General features: G+C 44.5%; 14 protein-coding genes and 1 pseudogene. 6 read left to right on the top strand and 9 right to left on the bottom strand.

Features of this window, described 5'->3' with window-relative positions:
• The first annotated feature begins 93 nt into the window (after positions 1 to 93).
• The 3 genes from AACT19_RS09145 (at position 94) to AACT19_RS09135 (ending at position 3,653) form a co-directional block, all read left to right on the top strand.
• Positions 94 to 1,326 carry a pyridoxal phosphate-dependent aminotransferase gene (locus AACT19_RS09145; protein WP_017084554.1) on the top strand — a complete coding sequence of 411 codons (1,233 nt, stop codon included), beginning with the start codon at positions 94 to 96 and terminating at the stop codon, positions 1,324 to 1,326.
• A gap of 344 nt (positions 1,327 to 1,670) precedes the next feature.
• The gene (gene yfbR, locus AACT19_RS09140; protein WP_061024994.1) at positions 1,671 to 2,255 is read left to right on the top strand and encodes a 5'-deoxynucleotidase; all 585 of its coding nucleotides are present in this window, start codon (positions 1,671 to 1,673) and stop codon (positions 2,253 to 2,255) included.
• Between the two features lie 54 nt (positions 2,256 to 2,309).
• The gene (locus AACT19_RS09135; RefSeq protein ID WP_017076768.1) at positions 2,310 to 3,653 is read left to right on the top strand and encodes an anti-phage deoxyguanosine triphosphatase; all 1,344 of its coding nucleotides are present in this window, start codon (positions 2,310 to 2,312) and stop codon (positions 3,651 to 3,653) included.
• Positions 3,654 to 3,679: 26 nt separating this feature from the next.
• Here the strand turns inward: AACT19_RS09135 and AACT19_RS09130 are convergent, their stop codons facing one another.
• Positions 3,680 to 4,279, bottom strand: coding sequence for a tRNA-uridine aminocarboxypropyltransferase (locus tag AACT19_RS09130; RefSeq protein WP_032546456.1), 600 nt, complete (start codon positions 4,277 to 4,279; stop codon positions 3,680 to 3,682).
• 9 nt (positions 4,280 to 4,288) lie between these two features.
• On the opposite strand from AACT19_RS09130, the gene rrtA reads away from it, so the two are divergent.
• Positions 4,289 to 4,837, top strand: a complete 549-nt coding sequence (gene rrtA / locus AACT19_RS09125) for a rhombosortase (protein WP_029406501.1) — start codon at positions 4,289 to 4,291, stop codon at positions 4,835 to 4,837.
• Here rrtA and AACT19_RS09120 read toward each other — a convergent pair.
• From AACT19_RS09120 to AACT19_RS09085, 8 genes and pseudogenes are all read right to left on the bottom strand, one after another.
• Positions 4,828 to 5,127: a ComEA family DNA-binding protein gene (locus tag AACT19_RS09120; RefSeq protein WP_004736087.1), complete on the bottom strand. Its 300-nt coding sequence runs from the start codon at positions 5,125 to 5,127 to the stop codon at positions 4,828 to 4,830. The two genes, rrtA and AACT19_RS09120, sit on opposite strands and share 10 nt — an antisense overlap.
• Before the next feature lie 261 nt (positions 5,128 to 5,388).
• On the bottom strand, positions 5,389 to 7,254 hold the full coding sequence (gene ppiD, locus AACT19_RS09115) for a peptidylprolyl isomerase (protein WP_076646035.1): 1,866 nt from the start codon (positions 7,252 to 7,254) through the stop codon (positions 5,389 to 5,391).
• 219 nt (positions 7,255 to 7,473) lie between these two features.
• Positions 7,474 to 7,767, bottom strand: a complete 294-nt coding sequence (locus tag AACT19_RS09110) for an HU family DNA-binding protein (RefSeq protein WP_012604504.1) — start codon at positions 7,765 to 7,767, stop codon at positions 7,474 to 7,476.
• Positions 7,768 to 7,937: 170 nt separating this feature from the next.
• Positions 7,938 to 10,289, bottom strand: coding sequence for an endopeptidase La (gene lon / locus AACT19_RS09105; RefSeq protein WP_076646034.1), 2,352 nt, complete (start codon positions 10,287 to 10,289; stop codon positions 7,938 to 7,940).
• A gap of 132 nt (positions 10,290 to 10,421) precedes the next feature.
• Complete coding sequence (gene clpX, locus AACT19_RS09100; RefSeq protein WP_004736081.1) at positions 10,422 to 11,702, bottom strand: ATP-dependent protease ATP-binding subunit ClpX; 1,281 nt, start codon at positions 11,700 to 11,702, stop codon at positions 10,422 to 10,424.
• A gap of 81 nt (positions 11,703 to 11,783) precedes the next feature.
• Entirely contained in the window at positions 11,784 to 12,410 is a 627-nt protein-coding gene (gene clpP, locus AACT19_RS09095; protein ID WP_004736080.1) for an ATP-dependent Clp endopeptidase proteolytic subunit ClpP, read from the bottom strand.
• 105 nt (positions 12,411 to 12,515) lie between these two features.
• The gene (tig, locus tag AACT19_RS09090; RefSeq protein WP_004736079.1) at positions 12,516 to 13,814 is read right to left on the bottom strand and encodes a trigger factor; all 1,299 of its coding nucleotides are present in this window, start codon (positions 13,812 to 13,814) and stop codon (positions 12,516 to 12,518) included.
• A 335-nt stretch (positions 13,815 to 14,149) separates the two neighbouring features.
• A pseudogene (locus AACT19_RS09085) lies at positions 14,150 to 14,332 on the bottom strand (hypothetical protein); the annotation flags it as partial.
• Positions 14,333 to 14,495: 163 nt separating this feature from the next.
• Between AACT19_RS09085 and AACT19_RS09080 the strand changes: the two are divergent.
• Together AACT19_RS09080 and AACT19_RS09075 are read left to right on the top strand one after the other, a co-directional pair.
• A complete protein-coding gene (locus AACT19_RS09080) occupies positions 14,496 to 16,328 on the top strand; it encodes a sensor histidine kinase (protein WP_076646033.1) in 1,833 nt (610 codons plus the stop codon).
• Between the two features lie 115 nt (positions 16,329 to 16,443).
• Positions 16,444 to 17,793, top strand: coding sequence for a sigma-54-dependent transcriptional regulator (locus AACT19_RS09075; RefSeq protein WP_076646032.1), 1,350 nt, complete (start codon positions 16,444 to 16,446; stop codon positions 17,791 to 17,793).
• Positions 17,794 to 17,798: the final 5 nt, after the last annotated feature.

Here is a 17,798-nt window from a genome sequence, read left to right as displayed (position 1 = left end):
ACTGAAATGCGACATTCATCAGATTTTTATTCTATCAAACCCCATTTTGCGGTACTTTAATAAAGTATTTAAATTAATTTCAGGAAATCGGCAATGCAAAATATCGGGATGTCGTCAAAACTCAACAGCGTATGCTACGAAATCAGGGGACCTGTACTCAAACATGCTAAGCGCATGGAAGAAGAAGGGCATAAAATACTGAAGCTTAATATTGGTAACCCCGCCCCATTTGGTTTTGACGCCCCTGATGAAATCCTTGTTGATGTAATCCGTAACCTACCGACATCTCAAGGTTACTGTGACTCAAAAGGCATCTATTCAGCCCGCAAAGCGGTTGTTCAGCACTACCAGAAAAAAGGCCTACGTAACCTTGATGTAGAAGACGTTTACATTGGTAACGGCGCATCAGAGCTTATCGTTATGTCTATGCAGGCGCTACTGGATAATGGTGATGAAATCTTAGTTCCCGCTCCGGACTACCCACTATGGACAGCGTCTGTTGCGCTTTCTGGTGGTACACCGGTTCACTACATGTGTGATGAAGATGCTGATTGGTATCCAGATCTAGACGACATGCGTGCGAAGATCTCACCAAAGACTCGCGGCATCGTTCTTATCAACCCGAACAACCCAACGGGCGCGGTATACAGCCGTGATTTCCTATTACAAGTTGTTGAGATTGCTCGTGAGCACGGTTTGATCATCTTCGCTGATGAAATCTACGACAAAGTGCTTTACGACGGTGCCGTACATACTTCAGTCGCAACGCTTGCTGAAGACGTACTAATGGTCACATTCAATGGTCTATCTAAGGCTTACCGCGTGTGTGGTTTTCGTGGTGGCTGGATGTTCTTAACGGGTCCGAAGCACATAGCGAAAGGCTACGTTGAAGGGCTAGAAATGCTCGCCTCGATGCGTTTGTGTGCCAACGTACCCATGCAGCACGCTATCCAAACGGCACTGGGTGGTTATCAGAGTATCAACGAACTGATTCTTCCTGGTGGTCGACTGCTTGAGCAACGTGACCGTGCATGGGAACTGATCAACAAGATCCCTGGCGTTTCTTGTGTAAAACCAAAAGGCGCGATGTACCTGTTCCCTAAGATCGACACCAACATGTACAACATCAAAGACGATCAGAAATTCGTGCTCGATTTCCTTAAGCAAGAGAAGGTGCTATTGGTTCAAGGTACTGGCTTCAACTGGCCAAAACCGGATCACTTCCGCATCGTGACTCTGCCACATATCGAAGACCTAGAAATCGCGATTGGTCGTCTAGAGCGCTTCTTACAGACCTACAACCAAGACGACCTCATCGAAGGTTAATTAACACAAAGAAAGATGACTACAATTTGCTGTTTTAAAAGACTTTAACTTGTAATCAATCACTTCTATGCTTAAAGGGCTCCTGTTTGGGAGCCTTTTTTGTATCCGCTGTCTCGTATGCCTGTGCAAACACAAGATACGAGTGGAGAATTATTTATACCAATCACAGTAAGTAAGTGATCAGAAATAGCGCAGGAAAAAAGCTTGAGAACAAGGCAGCTATTTTCGACAAGCAGCTTCGATAAGTAGTTATTCTACAATCAAAAATTCTAACAAAGTTATCGAGTTTTTTAACAAGCTAGGATGACCAGTTATTTACTACGATTGGTACTATAAGGACATTTATGAAACAGAGCCATTTCTTCGCCCATCTCGCACGCATGAAGCTTATCCAACGCTGGCCTTTGATGCGTTCAATCTCAAGCGAGAATATTTCAGAACATAGCCTACAGGTGGCTTTCGTCGCACACGCCTTGGCATTAATTAAAAATAAGAAGTTTGATGGTCAGCTCAACCCCGAGCACATTGCTCTGCTTGGCATGTACCACGATACCAGCGAGGTACTGACTGGGGATTTACCAACTCCGGTTAAATACTACAACCCAGACATCGCCCAAGAGTACAAGAAGATAGAAGCGGCAGCAGAACAAAGACTGCTTTCAATGCTACCGGAAGAATTCCAAGACGATTTCGCGCCCTTCTTAATATCCGGAACAGCAAACAAAGAAGAACAAAGCATCGTCAAGCAAGCCGACACTATCTGTGCTTACCTCAAATGCTTGGAAGAACTCAGCGCGGGAAACCACGAATACGAGCAAGCGAAACGCCGACTGGAAGAAACACTCGAACAGCGTAAAAGCCCAGAAATGGACTACTTTCTCACCACATTTGCGCCAAGCTTTGAATTATCACTAGACGAGATAAGCTAGCTGGGTATAACTTGAGTGTAATTAGCTAAATAAATCAGATTGATAGGTGCTATTTTGACTTCTCCACTCGAACCACCATTTGAACTCGAACAAGAATGGCAACATCGAAATGACGATGAACATAAAATAAGGCGTGATGACCATCGTAGCCCGTATCAACGCGATCGTGCGCGTGTGCTTCACTCTGCGGCTTTTCGTCGCCTCCAAGCAAAAACTCAAGTTCATGGCACCACGGTAAACGATTTCCACCGAACTCGCCTTACCCATTCGCTAGAAGCCGCACAACTTGGTACTGGCATTGTCGCTCAACTCAAGAAAAAGCAGCCCGAGTTTCGAGATCTTCTCCCCTCAGATAGCTTGATTGATTCACTGTGTTTAGCTCACGACATCGGCCACCCGCCTTATGGGCATGGTGGTGAGGTCGCACTCAACTATATGATGCGCGACCATGGTGGCTTTGAAGGCAATGCCCAAACGTTCCGAATAGTGACTCAGTTAGAACCCTACACCGAACATCACGGGATGAATCTATCTCGACGCACTCTGTTGGGGCTGATTAAATACCCTTCACTTCTTAGCGAAGTTCAAGCTAAATTACAGTCTGAGCCTGTTAAGCACCAACGACAACTCCGAGCCAAAGATTGGATGCCAGCAAAAGGCATCTACGATCATGATGAAGAACTTTTTAACTGGGTACTGGAGCCGCTTTCAAGCAGCGACCAACAGCTTCTAAAACAGAAAAGAAAAACGCATACCGAGCCACTTGAGCACAATAAGACCAAATATAAGTCACTTGATTGTTCAATCATGGAGTTGGCTGATGACATCGCCTATGGCGTCCACGATTTAGAAGATGCCATTGTGCTTGGCTCTGTGACCAAAACACAATGGGTAGATTCAGCTTATCCTCAACTGAAAGAGATGGCCGATCCTTGGATCTGTGAGCATTTAGATTCGATTACAGAGATGCTTTTTTCGGGAGAGCAATATCGTAGAAAAGATGCGATTGGTGGGATAGTTAACGCTCTGTTGACCAGTATTTCGATTGAACGAGTGGATGCTAGCTTTGAGAATGTGCTGTTGGCTTACAATGCCGTGCTTGAACCGAGCATGGATGGCACACTCGATAAACTGAAGCACTTTGTCAGCGAGTTCGTGATTCAAGTGCCTCAGGTTCAAGTCATCGAATACAAAGGCCAACAGATCATCATGGATATGTTTGAAGCATTCAGCGCAGATCCTGAACGCTTGCTGCCACTGCCTATCAAGAAGCAATGGCTACAACATCAAGATGAATCAAGAAAGATGCGCGTGATTGCGGATTACATCTCATCAATGACCGATGACCTTGCGCAGAAAATGCATCAGCAATTGTTCTCAGCTCATACCGAGTTTTAATTCCTGACTCGTACCAGTGAATCGGCTTAATCTAAGTAGTTTTTCTCAAACACACCCGGCGGCATTTGATTGATTTGAAACTGAATCATTTGGTCAAATGCCGTTAGCAAAGGGCTAAAGTCACCATCACTCTCTAGCAAGCTAAGCAAATGATAGCCAGCTTCGACGGTAGAAAGGCTGTTTTCACTGGGCGCTTTACGGATTCGATAATTACCCTTGAGCTCTTTCGGTAAATGAACCGTGCTCAGCGCATGCAAGTTACTCGACACCTGCCACATCTTGAACGCCTTCTTCCACGTCCCATCCAATAAAATCACACGCAGCTTCTTGCTTGGGCATGTCGCAGATTCAACTGAAACAGAGTTTTCGCTTGGGTATAAAATCACATGTTGGTAATGTTCATCGGCCAGCAATGCGTTCAATTGTTCGTTGTCTGAAAAGTCTTCACCGACAAGCGTCACGCTGTTATTTAGAGATAACGAGAGGATACGCGCAGTTCCCATCGGGCGATGCTCTTCTGATGGGTGCTGAAGAATGATAAGCTCAACATTCGATTCGAGTGGTGTAATCCACTGACAAATACAAGCTTTCAAAGCCTTGCTGCATTGGGGGCAATAACGAGACATGGATTTAATGTGTACCCTGTTTTAATTTTCACTTCACTTTTATGCGTCTTATTCCAATTTGAGCCAATACAAGCTTGGGTCGTATGGGATAGCAATGCGATTGCCGAGGGGCAATGGTGGCGGATCCTAACAGGAAACTTTTCACATACCAACTACTCGCACCTTCTGATGAATCTAGCAGGCTTATGGATCATCAGCTATCTGTTTCAACCGAGTAAAAAACAGCTTGTTCTTGCTCTGCTTGTGATTAGTTTAGTGACTGGGATCGCTCTGTTGTTTTCGAGTATTCAGATCTATGTTGGCCTATCTGGCACTTTGCATGGGTTGTTTGGCTTATTCGCGCTCAGTGAGGCTTTAAACGGTAGGAGATCAAGTTGGCTGTTAGTGTTGGGATTAATCGCTAAAATCGCTTGGGAGCAGCTTATTGGCCCTTCTAGCACGACTGGCGAACTGATTAATGCTCGTGTCGCGATTGAAGCCCACCTAGCAGGTGCATTGGCCGGAGGCTTCATATCTACCGCTTCATTTCTAACAAGTAGAAAAACGGATCAAAGTTGAATTCTTTCGCGGTTCTTTTCAACCGTCGCTTCACCTATCCCTTTCACACTCACCAAATCATCAGCAGTCGTAAACGCACCGTTTTGATCTCTGTAATCGACGATCTCTTGGGCTTTCTTGTCCCCAACACCAACTAATAGCGCTGAGAGTTCTTCTGCCGTCGCAGTATTGATGTTTACCGTAATCTCAATGCCATCGTAAAGCTCAGCTTTAGTTGGGCTATCAGAAAACGCTGGGGAGCTCAGGGCCATCAGAAATGAAAGAAGTAGTGTTGAATATATCGTGCGCATAAACCGTTCCTTTGAACAAAAAACGTAACTTATGCATTTACCGCACTAGATAACACAATCACCAGACAAAAATAAAGCGGGTCACCTAAGTGACCCGCTTCGTTATACATCTTGTTTTCATCAGCTTGTTTGTTGGCTCGCAATTCTTATTTATCGAATAAACCTAATTTGCAAAACAACAACCATCGCATGTTGATTCTCGGTAGTCAGCCACCAAACAGGCTTAACTACCGAGCTAATCTAACTCAAGCTAACCTGAGCTTACTGACCTTGACCCACTACGTAGTATTCAACGTCTGCATTTTTACGCAGTACGTTTAGTACATTAGTAAGGTCTTGCTGATTACCAACTCGTTCCAACTGTGCACCAATTTGAGTGCTGTAAGCTGGGTTGATTTCAGCCGTTACTTTAGAAAGCTCAACAACAACGATGTTACCGTCTTGGTCTTTAGATTGACCAAACACAGCTTGACCTGCTTCTGGTTTCGCTAGAGCGAATACAGACGCCGCTAGTGGCGAGTTACGGTCAATCGTTTCAAGTTCAGTGAACTCAAGGTTGTTATCTGCAAGTACTGCTTCGTTACCTTGCTTAAGCTCGTTCACTAGAGAAACACCTAGCTCAACTGCTTGTTGCTCAGCTTGTACAGCAGACAATGCAGCGACAACTTGATCTTTCACTTCAGCTAGAGGAAGAACTGTCTCGTCGCGAGTCTCTTCTACACGAACAACAATCACGTGCTCAGGTGCAACTTCGATAACTTCAGAGTTCAGACCGTCTTCTTTCACTTCAGGGCTCAAGATAGCTTGCATAACTGCAGGCGTCATCAGAACTTCCGGAGCGTCAACTTGAGAGATGAAATCTGTTGTCGTGATCTTCGCATTGATAGCTTCAGCAGAGTCATCCAAAGAATCTGGGAATTCAAACGCTACTTTTTCTAGTTCAGTTTGCTGTTCGTAGAACTGGTCTACAGCATGCTGATCTAGTAGTTCTTGCTTAATCTCAGCCGCTACTTCTGTATAAGGCTGAGCTTGAGACTCTTTTACTTCGTCTAGCTTGATGATGTGGTAGCCAAAATCAGATTTAACTAGGCCAGTAGTATCGCCAATATTCTCAAGAGCGAAAGCCGCGTCTTCGAATGCTGGGTCCATAACATCGCGTTCAATCCAACCTAAGTCACCGCCAACATCTGCACTACCGAAGTCGTCAGATTTCTCTTCCGCTAGCGTAGCAAAATCAGCGCCTGCATTTAGCTCGTCTAGGATTGACTGAGCTTTCGCTTCGTCATCACCTTGAACTAGGATGTGGCTAACTTTACGTTGCTCTTCAGTCGAGTACTTGTCTAGGTGCTCTTGGTAGTATTTCTGTGCTTCTTCATCGCTTACTTCAAGCTGAGACTTAAGTGCTTCAGCTGAAAGCTCGATGTAAGACACCTTAGCTTGCTCTGGACGAGTGTAAGCTTGAGGGTTCTCAGAATAGTACTGTTCGATTTGCTCGTCAGTTAGTTCGATGCCTTTCGCTAGATCAGCAACAGACAAGGTCACTGTACGAATGTCACGAGTTTGAGCAATAAGTTTGCTTTGCGTATCGATTTCGCCTTGAAGAACAAATTCACTGCCTTGAAGCGCAGTCACAAGCTGGTTACGCATTAGGTCACGACGCATGTATTCAGCGAAGCTTTCTGCGCTGAAACCTGCACGACGCAGGGCTGATTGGTAAACTTCTTGATCAAATTGACCAGCAGTTTGGAACTGAGGCATTTCTAGAATCATTGTACGGATTTGAGAATCACTGATTCGTAGGCCTAGTGACTCAGCTTGCTGCTCAAGTAGAACATCGTTGATCATGCGATCAAGTACTGATTTACGGAAAGACTCTACGTATGCAGGGTCTGCAAGCATTTGAGCGAAGTAATCGCCAAGTTGAGACTGCATACGATTACGTTCGTTTTGGTAAGCTTGTTCGAACTCACCACGAGCAATTTCTGTGTTGCCAACTTTAGCTGCTGCGTTGTTACCGCCACCGGTGATGTAGCTGCCTACACCTGCGAATACGAATGACAGGATAATCAACCCAAGGATAATTTTTACCGCGATGCTATTCACGCCTTCGCGTAATCGATCCATCATAATTTAAGTGCTCTCCGGATATGAAGCATTGGCTTCAAAATAAAATCTATTCACGCGATATTATCAGAAAAAGAAATGCGCATCAGTAGGATGCGCATAATTTAAATAAGTTCAATGTGCTTTGCACACATACTGTCTAAGAATGAAACATCATTTTTCAAACAGTAAACGCATTTTACTGCCTTCCCCTCTCTAAAAGCGAGGTTTCAGCAGTGAAAATTAGTTACATGCGTCTTTAAGTGCTTTACCTGCTTTGAAGCCAGGTACTTTAGCTTCTGCGATTTGGATCTCTTCACCAGTTTTTGGGTTACGACCTGTACGAGCAGCACGAGTACGAACACTGAAAGTACCAAAGCCAACAAGTGCAACTTGGTCACCTGATTGTAGCGTTGTGCCAACTGCTTCGATGAAAGCGTCTAGAGCGCGACCAGCTGAAGCTTTAGAGATGTCTGCGTTTTCTGCGATTGATTCTACTAGTTGTGTTTTATTCACTGTTTTTCCCCTATGTGTCATCTGTGACTACTTCTCGATGACTGTACGTTCCATTTTGGTTTTAATTTAGCCGCAAGCCTTATTGCAAAAGGGCTGCCGCTTTAGTCAAATAACTTAGCGTCCAAAAAAAACGCTGACAAGCCTTTTCGGGTCTATCAGCGTAATTCTTTACTTATTTTTGCTATGCATCACTATTTTTTCACGTCAAACTCGACCCCTGACGGATCTCGTTCTAGCGCGACTTTAAGTACTTCATCAATCCATTGGACCGGAATCACCTTTAAGTCAGCGATTACATTGTCTGGAATCTCTTCCAAATCACGCTCATTGTCTTTAGGAATCAAGACAGTTTTGATGCCGCCACGGTGTGCTGCAAGCAGTTTTTCTTTCAAGCCACCGATAGGTAAAACTTCACCACGAAGGGTAATTTCACCTGTCATACCGACCTCAGCTTTCACAGGATTACCCGTTAGACTGGATACCAATGCAGTACACATTGCGATACCCGCACTTGGGCCATCTTTTGGTGTTGCACCTTCCGGTACGTGAACGTGAATATCACGTTTCTCGTAGAAATCTGTGTTAATACCCAGATTTTCCGCACGAGAACGAACCACAGTCATGGCTGCTTGAATCGACTCTTTCATCACATCGCCAAGAGAACCGGTTTGCGTTAGCTTACCTTTACCTGGCATTGATTCAGTTTCAATAGTCAGTAGGTCACCACCCACTTGAGTCCACGCTAAACCCGTCACTTGACCGATACGGTTACTCTCATCCGCTTTACCGAAGTCATGACGTTGAACGCCTAAGTACTCTTTCAGGTTATCAATGCTAACCGTTACAGACTTAAGGCTGCTGTCTAGCAAGATATTCTTAACTGCTTTACGACAAATCTTCGAGATTTCACGCTCTAGATTACGCACACCCGCTTCACGCGTGTAATAACGAATAATGCCAACGATAGCTGAATCTTCGATATTAATCTCGTGAGGCTTAAGACCGTTACGTTGGACTTGTTTGTCCAGTAAGTGACTTTTAGCGATGTTCAGCTTTTCATCTTCTGTGTAACCCGACAGACGAATCACTTCCATACGGTCCAGTAACGGACCAGGAATGTCCATTGAGTTAGACGTTGCAACAAACATGACGTCTGACAGATCGTAATCTACTTCTAGGTAGTGATCGTTGAATGCAACGTTTTGCTCTGGATCTAACACTTCTAGAAGCGCTGAAGATGGGTCGCCACGCATATCAGAAGACATCTTATCGATTTCATCTAATAGGAACAGTGGGTTCTTAACACCAACTTTAGACATCTTCTGGATCAGTTTACCCGGAAGTGAACCGATGTAAGTACGACGGTGACCGCGGATTTCCGCTTCATCACGTACTCCACCAAGAGCCATACGAGTGTACTTACGGCCCGTTGCCGCTGCAATCGAACGGCCTAGCGAGGTTTTACCGACACCAGGAGGACCAACAAGACAAAGGATTGGACCTTTTAGCTTGTTAATTCGATTTTGTACTGCCAAGTATTCAAGGATACGTTCTTTAACACGCTCTAAGCCGTAGTGGTCTTCATTCAAGACCTCTTCCGCTTTCGCTAAATTCTTTTTAACTTTTGAACGCTTAGCCCAAGGAACACCAACCATCCAATCAATGTAGCTACGTACTACTGTTGCTTCAGCAGACATTGGCGACATCATTTTCAGTTTTTGCAGTTCTTGCTCGGTTTTTTCACGAGCTTCTTGAGGCATTTTTGAATCTTCGATCTTCTTCTTCAGAGTCTCGAATTCATCAGGTGCGTCATCCATCTCGCCCAGTTCTTTCTGAATCGCTTTCATTTGCTCATTCAGGTAGTACTCGCGCTGAGATTTCTCCATCTGCTTCTTAACGCGGCCACGAATGCGTTTTTCAACTTGCAGGATGTCAATTTCTGACTCCATTTGGCCCATTAAGAATTCCAGACGTTCAGTCACATCTGCAATTTCTAGAACGTGCTGCTTATCAACCAATTTAAGTGGCATGTGCGCTGCAATCGTATCGGCTAGGCGTGCAGCCTCATCAATACCGTTCAGAGACGTTAGAACTTCTGGTGGGATTTTCTTGTTTAGCTTAATAAAGCCTTCGAATTGATTGATCGCGCTGCGAACAACCACTTCTTGTTCTTTTTCGTCAAGTTCTGAGGTTACAACGTATTCGGCATCCGCTAAGAAAAACTCACTCTCTTTGAACTGGTGAATTTTTGCACGCTGCTGACCTTCGACAAGTACTTTCACAGTACCATCAGGCAGCTTTAGCAACTGAAGAATAGTAGCGACTGTACCTACGTTAAATAGGTCGTCGATTGAAGGCTCATCAGTGTCCGCTTCTTTCTGCGCTACAAGTAGTACTTGTTTGTTAGCTTCCATTGCCGATTCAAGGCAAGTAATCGATTTTTCACGACCGACAAACAATGGAATAACCATGTGTGGGTAAACCACTACATCACGTAGAGGTAGCACGGGGATTTCGATACGCTCGGAACGTTCCAAGTTCATATATTTCTCTCTTCCGCTTTAACTTATAAAGCAGTATATGGGGCTTAAACGACTGGATTCAATGGAAGAATAAAAAAAAGGAGGTAATTGCTTACCTCCTTTTTCAATTTGAGTGACTTGTCTAAAAAAGACCTACTCTGCAACCGCTGCTTGGTTATCTGAGTTGCTGTAAATCAACAGTGGTTCTGACTCACCATTAATTACCGACTCATCTATCACAACCTTGCTTACATCTGTCGAAGATGGCAGTTCGTACATAGTTTCTAGTAGAACACCCTCCAAGATAGAACGCAGACCACGAGCACCCGTTTTACGTTCCATTGCTTTCTTCGCAATTGCACGTAGAGCATCGTCGCGGAATTCTAATTCAGTCTCTTCGATTTCAAATAATGCTGCGTACTGCTTAGTAAGCGCATTCTTCGGTTCACAAAGAATTTGAACTAGAGCTTCTTCGTCAAGTTCTGTCAATGTCGTTGTCACGGGTAGACGACCAATGAATTCCGGAATGAGACCGTACTTCACGAGATCTTCAGGTTCAACTTGAGTGAACAGTTCACCCACAGTTTTTGCTTCATCTTTTGAACGCACTTCTGCGCCAAAACCAATGCTCGAACCTTTTTCTACACGTTGCTCGATCACTTTATCTAGGCCAGAGAACGCTCCGCCACAAATAAATAGGATCTTAGACGTGTCCACTTGCAAGAACTCTTGCTGTGGATGCTTACGACCACCTTGAGGTGGAACTGAAGCAACTGTACCTTCAACAAGTTTAAGTAGAGCTTGCTGTACACCTTCACCAGACACGTCACGCGTGATTGATGGGTTTTCAGCTTTACGAGAAATCTTGTCGATTTCATCGATGTAAACAATGCCGCGTTCTGCTTTCGCAACGTCATAATCACACTTCTGAAGCAACTTCTGGATGATGTTTTCAACATCTTCGCCCACATAACCGGCTTCGGTTAGTGTTGTTGCATCTGCCATTGTGAATGGAACGTCTAGGAAACGAGCCAGTGTTTCAGCCAGTAGCGTTTTACCACTACCAGTAGGACCGATAAGAAGAATGTTACTCTTACCTAGCTCTACGCCTTCAGCTGTCGTGTCACCATTACGCAAACGCTTGTAGTGGTTGTATACCGCAACTGCTAGCACTTTCTTCGCGTATTCTTGACCGATTACATAGTCGTCAAGATGCTCACGAATCTCACGCGGCGTTGGCAGCGATTCCGATTCTTTCTTAGGAAGAACATCTTTAATTTCTTCACGAATAATGTCGTTACAAAGATCGACACATTCATCACAAATGTAAACAGAAGGACCTGCGATTAACTTGCGAACTTCGTGTTGGCTTTTGCCACAGAAAGAGCAGTAAAGCAGTTTACCGCTACCACCCTCTTTGCTTTTATCTGTCATTCGCTAACCTCTTAGCCTTTACTCTCTATGCTTGAGTGTATATCAATTTGAATCACTTTGCGTTAAACAATTGCCGTGCAATTATTGACCGCGGTGATTAAGAACTGAATCTACCAAGCCGTATTCTACTGCTTGATCAGCAGACATAAAATTATCACGATCTGTATCACGCTCAACAACTTCTAAAGGCTGACCAGTGTGCTCTGCCAATAGTTTGTTTAGCTTTTGTTTGATCGTTAGGATCTCTTGCGCGTGAATTTGAATATCAGACGCTTGGCCTTGGAAGCCGCCAAGTGGCTGGTGAATCATTACACGTGAGTTTGGAAGCACGTGACGCTTACCAGGAGTACCACCCGCTAGTAAGAATGCACCCATAGAGCAAGCTTGACCCATACATACTGTGCTCACGTTTGGCTTGATGAACTGCATTGTGTCGTAGATAGACATGCCCGCTGTTACGCTACCGCCAGGTGAGTTGATGTAAAGATAGATATCTTTGTCTGGGTTTTCTGATTCCAAGAAAAGCAGTTGAGCCACGACAAGATTTGCCATGTGGTCTTCCACTTGACCTGTTAAGAAAATGATACGTTCTTTTAATAGACGAGAATAAATATCGTAAGAACGTTCACCACGGGAAGTCTGTTCAACCACCATAGGAACTAGTGCGTCCATAATCGATGGCATTGTATTTTTTTCTTGGTAGCTCATATTCTTATGTCCCTAAAATAAATGGCCCGAATGATTAAATCATACGGACCATTGTTAGCAGAATTGTTGACCGTACGTCAACCTTCTACGTCAGATATTACTATATTAAGCAGGTTGCTGATTCATTAGCTCGTTGAAGCTAACTTCTTTATCAGAAACTTGAGCTTTAGCGATGATTGCATCAATAGCTTGCTCTTCTAGAGCAACATTGCGCATGTTGTTCATCATTTGCTCGTTTTGCTCGTAGTAAGCAATAACTTCTGTTGGATCTTCGTATGCTGTAGCCATCTCTTCGATGATAGCTTTAACTTTCTCGTCGTCAGCTTTTAGTTCTTCAGTCTTGATTACTTCACCAAGAAGAAGACCTACAACTACGCGACGTTTAGCTTGCTCTTCGAACAGCTCACGTGGAAGTTGGTCAGCAGCTTCAGTGTTGCCACCGAAACGTTGAGCAGCTTGTTGACGTAGAACACCGATCTCTTGATCGATTAGAGCAGAAGGTACGTCGATGTTGTTTTCGTTAACTAGACCGTCGATTGCTTGCTCTTTGATGCGGTTCTTAACAGCTTGCTTAAGCTCACGCTCCATGTTCTTACGAACTTCAGCTTTAAGGCCTTCAACGCCTTCAGCTGCGCCGAACTTAGAAACGAATTCTTCGTTTAGTTCTGGAAGCTCACGAGCTTCAACTTTGTTCAGCTTGATAGAGAACTTAGCAGCTTTACCTTTTAGGTTTTCAGCGTGGTAATCTTCTGGGAAGTTTACTTCGATTTCGAATTCCATACCTGCTGTTTTACCAACGATACCGTCTTCAAAACCAGGGATCATGCGACCAGCACCCATCTCTAGTGGGAAGTTCTCAGCTTTACCGCCTTCGAACTCTTCACCGTCGATAGAACCAACGAAGTCGATAGTTGCACGAGAACCAGCGTCAGCAGCAGCTTCAACTTCAGTCCAAGTTGCTTGTTGCTTACGTAGAGTTTCGATCATCTCTTCAACGTCAGCTTCTTTAACTTCTACTGCTGGTTTCTCAACAGTGATGTTTTCTAGACCTTTCAGCTCAACTTCTGGGTAAACTTCAAAAGTTGCGTTGAATACTAGGTCAGCGCCTTCGTTGTTTTCAACTGGTGCGAAAGTAGGTGCGCCAGCTGGGTTGATTTTCTCTTTAACGATCGCTTCGATGAAGTGACGTTGCATTACTTCGCCCATCACGTCTTGACGTACTGCTTTGCCGTACATTTTAGCAACCATCTTCATAGGCACTTTGCCTTTACGGAAACCATCGAAACGACGGTTTTTCGCGATGTTGCGTAGTTCAGCTGTAACTGCATCTTCGATGTTAGCAGCAGGAACAGTAATATTAAGACGGCGCTCTAGGCCTTCTAGCGTTTCAACAGTAACTTGCATTATATAAACCTCAAAACTGGCTCAGTAATCTGAGCATATGAGCCGTAACTTAGCTTTAATTCAAAAGCCGACGTTGTTGGCTGCATTCTTGTGTAGTGCTCTATCCGAACACCTAATTTAAAATCGAGCATTGATGTCTGAATTGATTATTCAACCAAACACCAGACTAATCAGCGATATCTTCGTTCTTCACATGCTTATTGAACGTTCTCACGCAGTTATAAAACGTTTTCACGAACCTATAAAAAGCAGTGAAGCTTGTTTTCGGAAACAAGAAAGGTATCTCCGATTAGCCTCAGGACAGAAATTTTAGATGCGACATTCTAGCGATCTGTTTAATCTCTGTCGAGCCGTTCACCTCTGCATGATGATGAATGCTCTAAATTCGTCCAACTAAATGATACAAAAACGATCAAATCATCACTTAGCACAACAGAAATGGGGACAATAGCGACTTTTTCAAGGGAATCGAGGGCTTTTTTTGCTAAAAACCTTAAAAAGAGATCTTGCTCTTGTTTTACCCCTCAGAGTCGATAACTTTTTCAACAATCCCCGTTACAAACCCTTAACCTACCCCCACCTGTCGACTTTCTCCTTTCAGCAAAAACTACCGCTATTTGCTACCATAAATGAGAGAAGACGGGCTTGATTGATTACCAAAGAAATTAGCGGAGAGCCTTCATGTTTCAAGCTTTTAGAATCCCAATACTATTAATGGCCATATACAGTCTACTGATGGTCTTTGGCGGTCATTGGGTGTGGAGTACAAGTCATGAAAGTTTGTTAAATGATCATCAATCTAAGCTAGACCGCTTTTCGGTTCATATTTCAAGCCAATTGGATAAGTTCGCGCACATTCCAGAGCTGCTTTCAAAAGACAAAGAGCTGGTCGATGCCCTTCACTCTCCAAGTAACTCTGCGCAAATCGAACTCACCAATCGCTATCTAGAGCACGTAAATTCGGTGATTCAAGCGTCCGACACTTATTTATTAGACAGCATTGGCACCACTATCGCAGCCAGTAACTGGAATCAACCGCATTCTTTTATTCGTCGAAACTTTGCTTTCCGTCCCTACTATCAAGAAGCCATTCAGGGCAATGAAAATCAATATTTTGCGCTAGGTTCAACGTCTGGGAAGCGAGGCTATTATTATTCTTACCCCGTCTCCTATGCCGCTGAGATTATTGGCGTCATTGTCGTAAAGATGGATTTATCGCTGATTGAAGCAAGTTGGAAAGGCAAACAGAGTTTTTTTGTTGCTGACGATAAAGACCAAATAGTATTCATGTCGAGTAATCCTGAATGGCTGTTCAAGAGCCTTCAGCCGCTGAGCCAAGCACAGCAAGCTCGAATTCAAGAAAGCAGACAATATCTCGATACCAAAATAGAAAGCCTTCACTTCTCTGGTGATTTCGAGAGTGCTACTAGCAATATTGAGTCTCCGCACAAGCTCGTCCAAGAGCAATTCTTTAGCTCTTCACGCTTCTTAGCCGAACCGAAACTCACCATACGAGTATTTTCTCCGACCCACTTAGTTTGGTGGGACTTGGTGGCTTACCTTGTAGTTCTCAGCCTTATCTTTGCGATTATTTATCTAACGATGCAGCTCAATCACCATCGACAACAAAGGCGTGCCCAAATTGATAGGCTGCAATCTGAAGCCAAGCAAAAGCTAGAATTTCAAGTGCTTGAGCGCACATCAGAGCTGCATGTCGAGATTAAACATCGTATCGAAACCGAACATGTACTGAGGCAGACACAAGACGAACTCATCCAAGCCGCTAAACTGGCAGTGCTAGGGCAAATGTCGGCAAGCATTAGCCATGAGTTGAATAACCCTCTCGCTGCGATTCGCAGTTATGCCGACAACGGCCGACTGTTTCTTGCCAAAAAAAAGACTGATCGTGTCGATGACAACCTCTCGCGAATCTCGGCGCTCACTGATCGCATGGCGAAAATCAGCCACCAGCTTCGCTCTTTTGCAAAGAAATCCACCGCGGAAGAATTACATACGTTGCAGATACTTCCGGTATTGCACTCGTCAAGAGAGCTGATGAAACCACAACTCAAGAGTGAACGAGTTAAGGTCAACGAACTCCCTGAAACCTTTGATGCTTGCGTGCTCGCCAACGCTATCCAATTGGAACAAGTGATCATTAATTTGCTGACCAACGCGATTCAGGCGATGGAACAACAAGACGACAAGCAATTAGCTATTCTGTTAGAGATTAGGGAATCCGACCATCAACAAGCCAGCACCTTGCTGATTCATGTCGATGATAATGGCCCCGGCTTCACTTCCTCTTCGAGCGGAGATTTTTTTGAACCTTTCCATACCACCAAGAAAAATGGACTTGGACTTGGGTTATCGATTTCTCAACAAATAATCCGCGGAATCAACGGCAAGCTCGTTACCGGTCACAGCCCTCTAGGTGGCGCTCGATTCAGCATAGAGTTGCCCCTTGTTGAACACCAGCAGCAACAAAAACAGCAAGAAGAACCATTACGTTAAGCAAAAACAACAGACTGAGATTAAACCGTTAACAAGCTAGCTATTGAACGAGCGAGCCAACCAACAAGCAAAAAACTCAGCGATAATCAGAATACAAAGAAGTAAAGGAATCACTATGTGTCACGTCTATTTCATTGATGATGAATCCGATCTAAGAATGGCGATTGAACAGAGCTTTGAGCTCGCCGATATTGAAGCGGAGTTCTTTCCCGATGCCGAATCTGCTCTGCTCGCAATTCAAGAGAACGGCTTACCCCACGTAATCATCACTGATATCTGTTTACCGGGTATTTCCGGGCATGACTTGCTCAACACCGTAATGCACAAAGACAAAGAAGTCCCCGTAATCATGATCACTGGCCACGGCGATATCTCCATGGCCGTACAAGCAATCCAAGACGGCGCGTATGACTTCATTGAAAAGCCGTTCGCCAATGAACGTCTAATCGAAACCACTAAGCGAGCGATAGAAAAACGCCAACTTACCCTTGAGAATCTTGAATTAAAGCGCTCTCTCAAGGCCAGTAAAGCGCTTGGACCAAGAATCATTGGTGACACGCAATCAATGACCGAGCTACGTTCTATCATCACCCACGTTGCCGACACTAACGCCGATATTTTGTTGTTTGGTGAGACAGGCACGGGCAAAGAATTAGTCGCACGATCCCTACATGAGCAAAGCAGTCGACGAGAACAAAACTTTGTTGCCGTCAATTGCGGGGCGGTTCCAGAAAATCTGATTGAAAGTGAGTTGTATGGCCATGAAAAAGGCGCATTCACAGGTGCTGAGAGTAAACGCATTGGCAAGTTCGAGTTTGCTCAAGGCGGAACCCTATTCTTAGACGAGATCGAATCCATGCCGATGCAAGCACAAATTCGCCTGTTACGTGTCTTGCAAGAACGCGTCATCGAAAGGGTTGGCTCAAACGGATTGGTCCCACTTGATATTCGAGTCATCGCCGCAACCAAAGTGGACTTGAAAAAGGCAGCTGAAGAAGGGGCTTTCAGACAAGACCTTTACTACCGATTGAATGTTGTCACCCTAGATTTACCGCCGTTGAGAAGCCGCCAAGAAGATATCCCAGCACTCTTCCACCACTTCTTACTGGTCGCTGCGGCACGTTATGGCAAAACAGCCCCGGCAATTCCACAGAAAGAACTGCACGAGCTTTTAGCCCACGATTGGCCGGGAAATGTACGAGAATTGCGTAACACTGCGGAGCGTTTCGTACTTTTAGGCAAGCTATCTCACTTATCAGACAGCACTTCGGAGTCGACCCAACATTTGTCGTTAGCAGAACTGGTTTGTGACTTTGAGAAAAACACGTTAAAGCAAGCGCTTATTGAGTGTAATGGCAGCATAAAAGAGACGATGGATCGACTGCAACTTCCCCGAAAAACACTCTACGATAAGATGCAAAAACACCATCTAGTGAAAGAGTCATACAGACAAAACGAAAACTAAATTAG

The organism is Vibrio sp. 10N.222.47.A9 (assembly GCF_963872585.1).
Lineage (GTDB): Bacteria > Pseudomonadota > Gammaproteobacteria > Enterobacterales > Vibrionaceae > Vibrio > Vibrio splendidus.
Note: the sequence above shows the minus strand (reverse complement) of the source record. Positions and strands in the feature narration are given on the sequence as shown.

Bases quoted from the DNA above. Each gene is read 5' to 3' on its own strand.
- AACT19_RS09110 (WP_012604504.1), bottom strand. From the start codon at position 7,767: ATGACACATAGGGGAAAAACAGTGAATAAAACACAACTAGTAGAATCA.
- clpX (WP_004736081.1), bottom strand. From the start codon at position 11,702: ATGACAGATAAAAGCAAAGAGGGTGGTAGCGGTAAACTGCTTTACTGC.
- AACT19_RS09120 (WP_004736087.1), bottom strand. From the start codon at position 5,127: ATGCGCACGATATATTCAACACTACTTCTTTCATTTCTGATGGCCCTG.
- ppiD (WP_076646035.1), bottom strand. From the start codon at position 7,254: ATGATGGATCGATTACGCGAAGGCGTGAATAGCATCGCGGTAAAAATT.
- AACT19_RS09145 (WP_017084554.1), top strand. From the start codon at position 94: ATGCAAAATATCGGGATGTCGTCAAAACTCAACAGCGTATGCTACGAA.
- tig (WP_004736079.1), bottom strand. From the start codon at position 13,814: ATGCAAGTTACTGTTGAAACGCTAGAAGGCCTAGAGCGCCGTCTTAAT.
- clpP (WP_004736080.1), bottom strand. From the start codon at position 12,410: ATGAGCTACCAAGAAAAAAATACAATGCCATCGATTATGGACGCACTA.
- AACT19_RS09080 (WP_076646033.1), top strand. From the start codon at position 14,496: ATGTTTCAAGCTTTTAGAATCCCAATACTATTAATGGCCATATACAGT.
- AACT19_RS09130 (WP_032546456.1), bottom strand. From the start codon at position 4,279: ATGTCTCGTTATTGCCCCCAATGCAGCAAGGCTTTGAAAGCTTGTATT.
- lon (WP_076646034.1), bottom strand. From the start codon at position 10,289: ATGAACTTGGAACGTTCCGAGCGTATCGAAATCCCCGTGCTACCTCTA.
- yfbR (WP_061024994.1), top strand. From the start codon at position 1,671: ATGAAACAGAGCCATTTCTTCGCCCATCTCGCACGCATGAAGCTTATC.
- AACT19_RS09075 (WP_076646032.1), top strand. From the start codon at position 16,444: ATGTGTCACGTCTATTTCATTGATGATGAATCCGATCTAAGAATGGCG.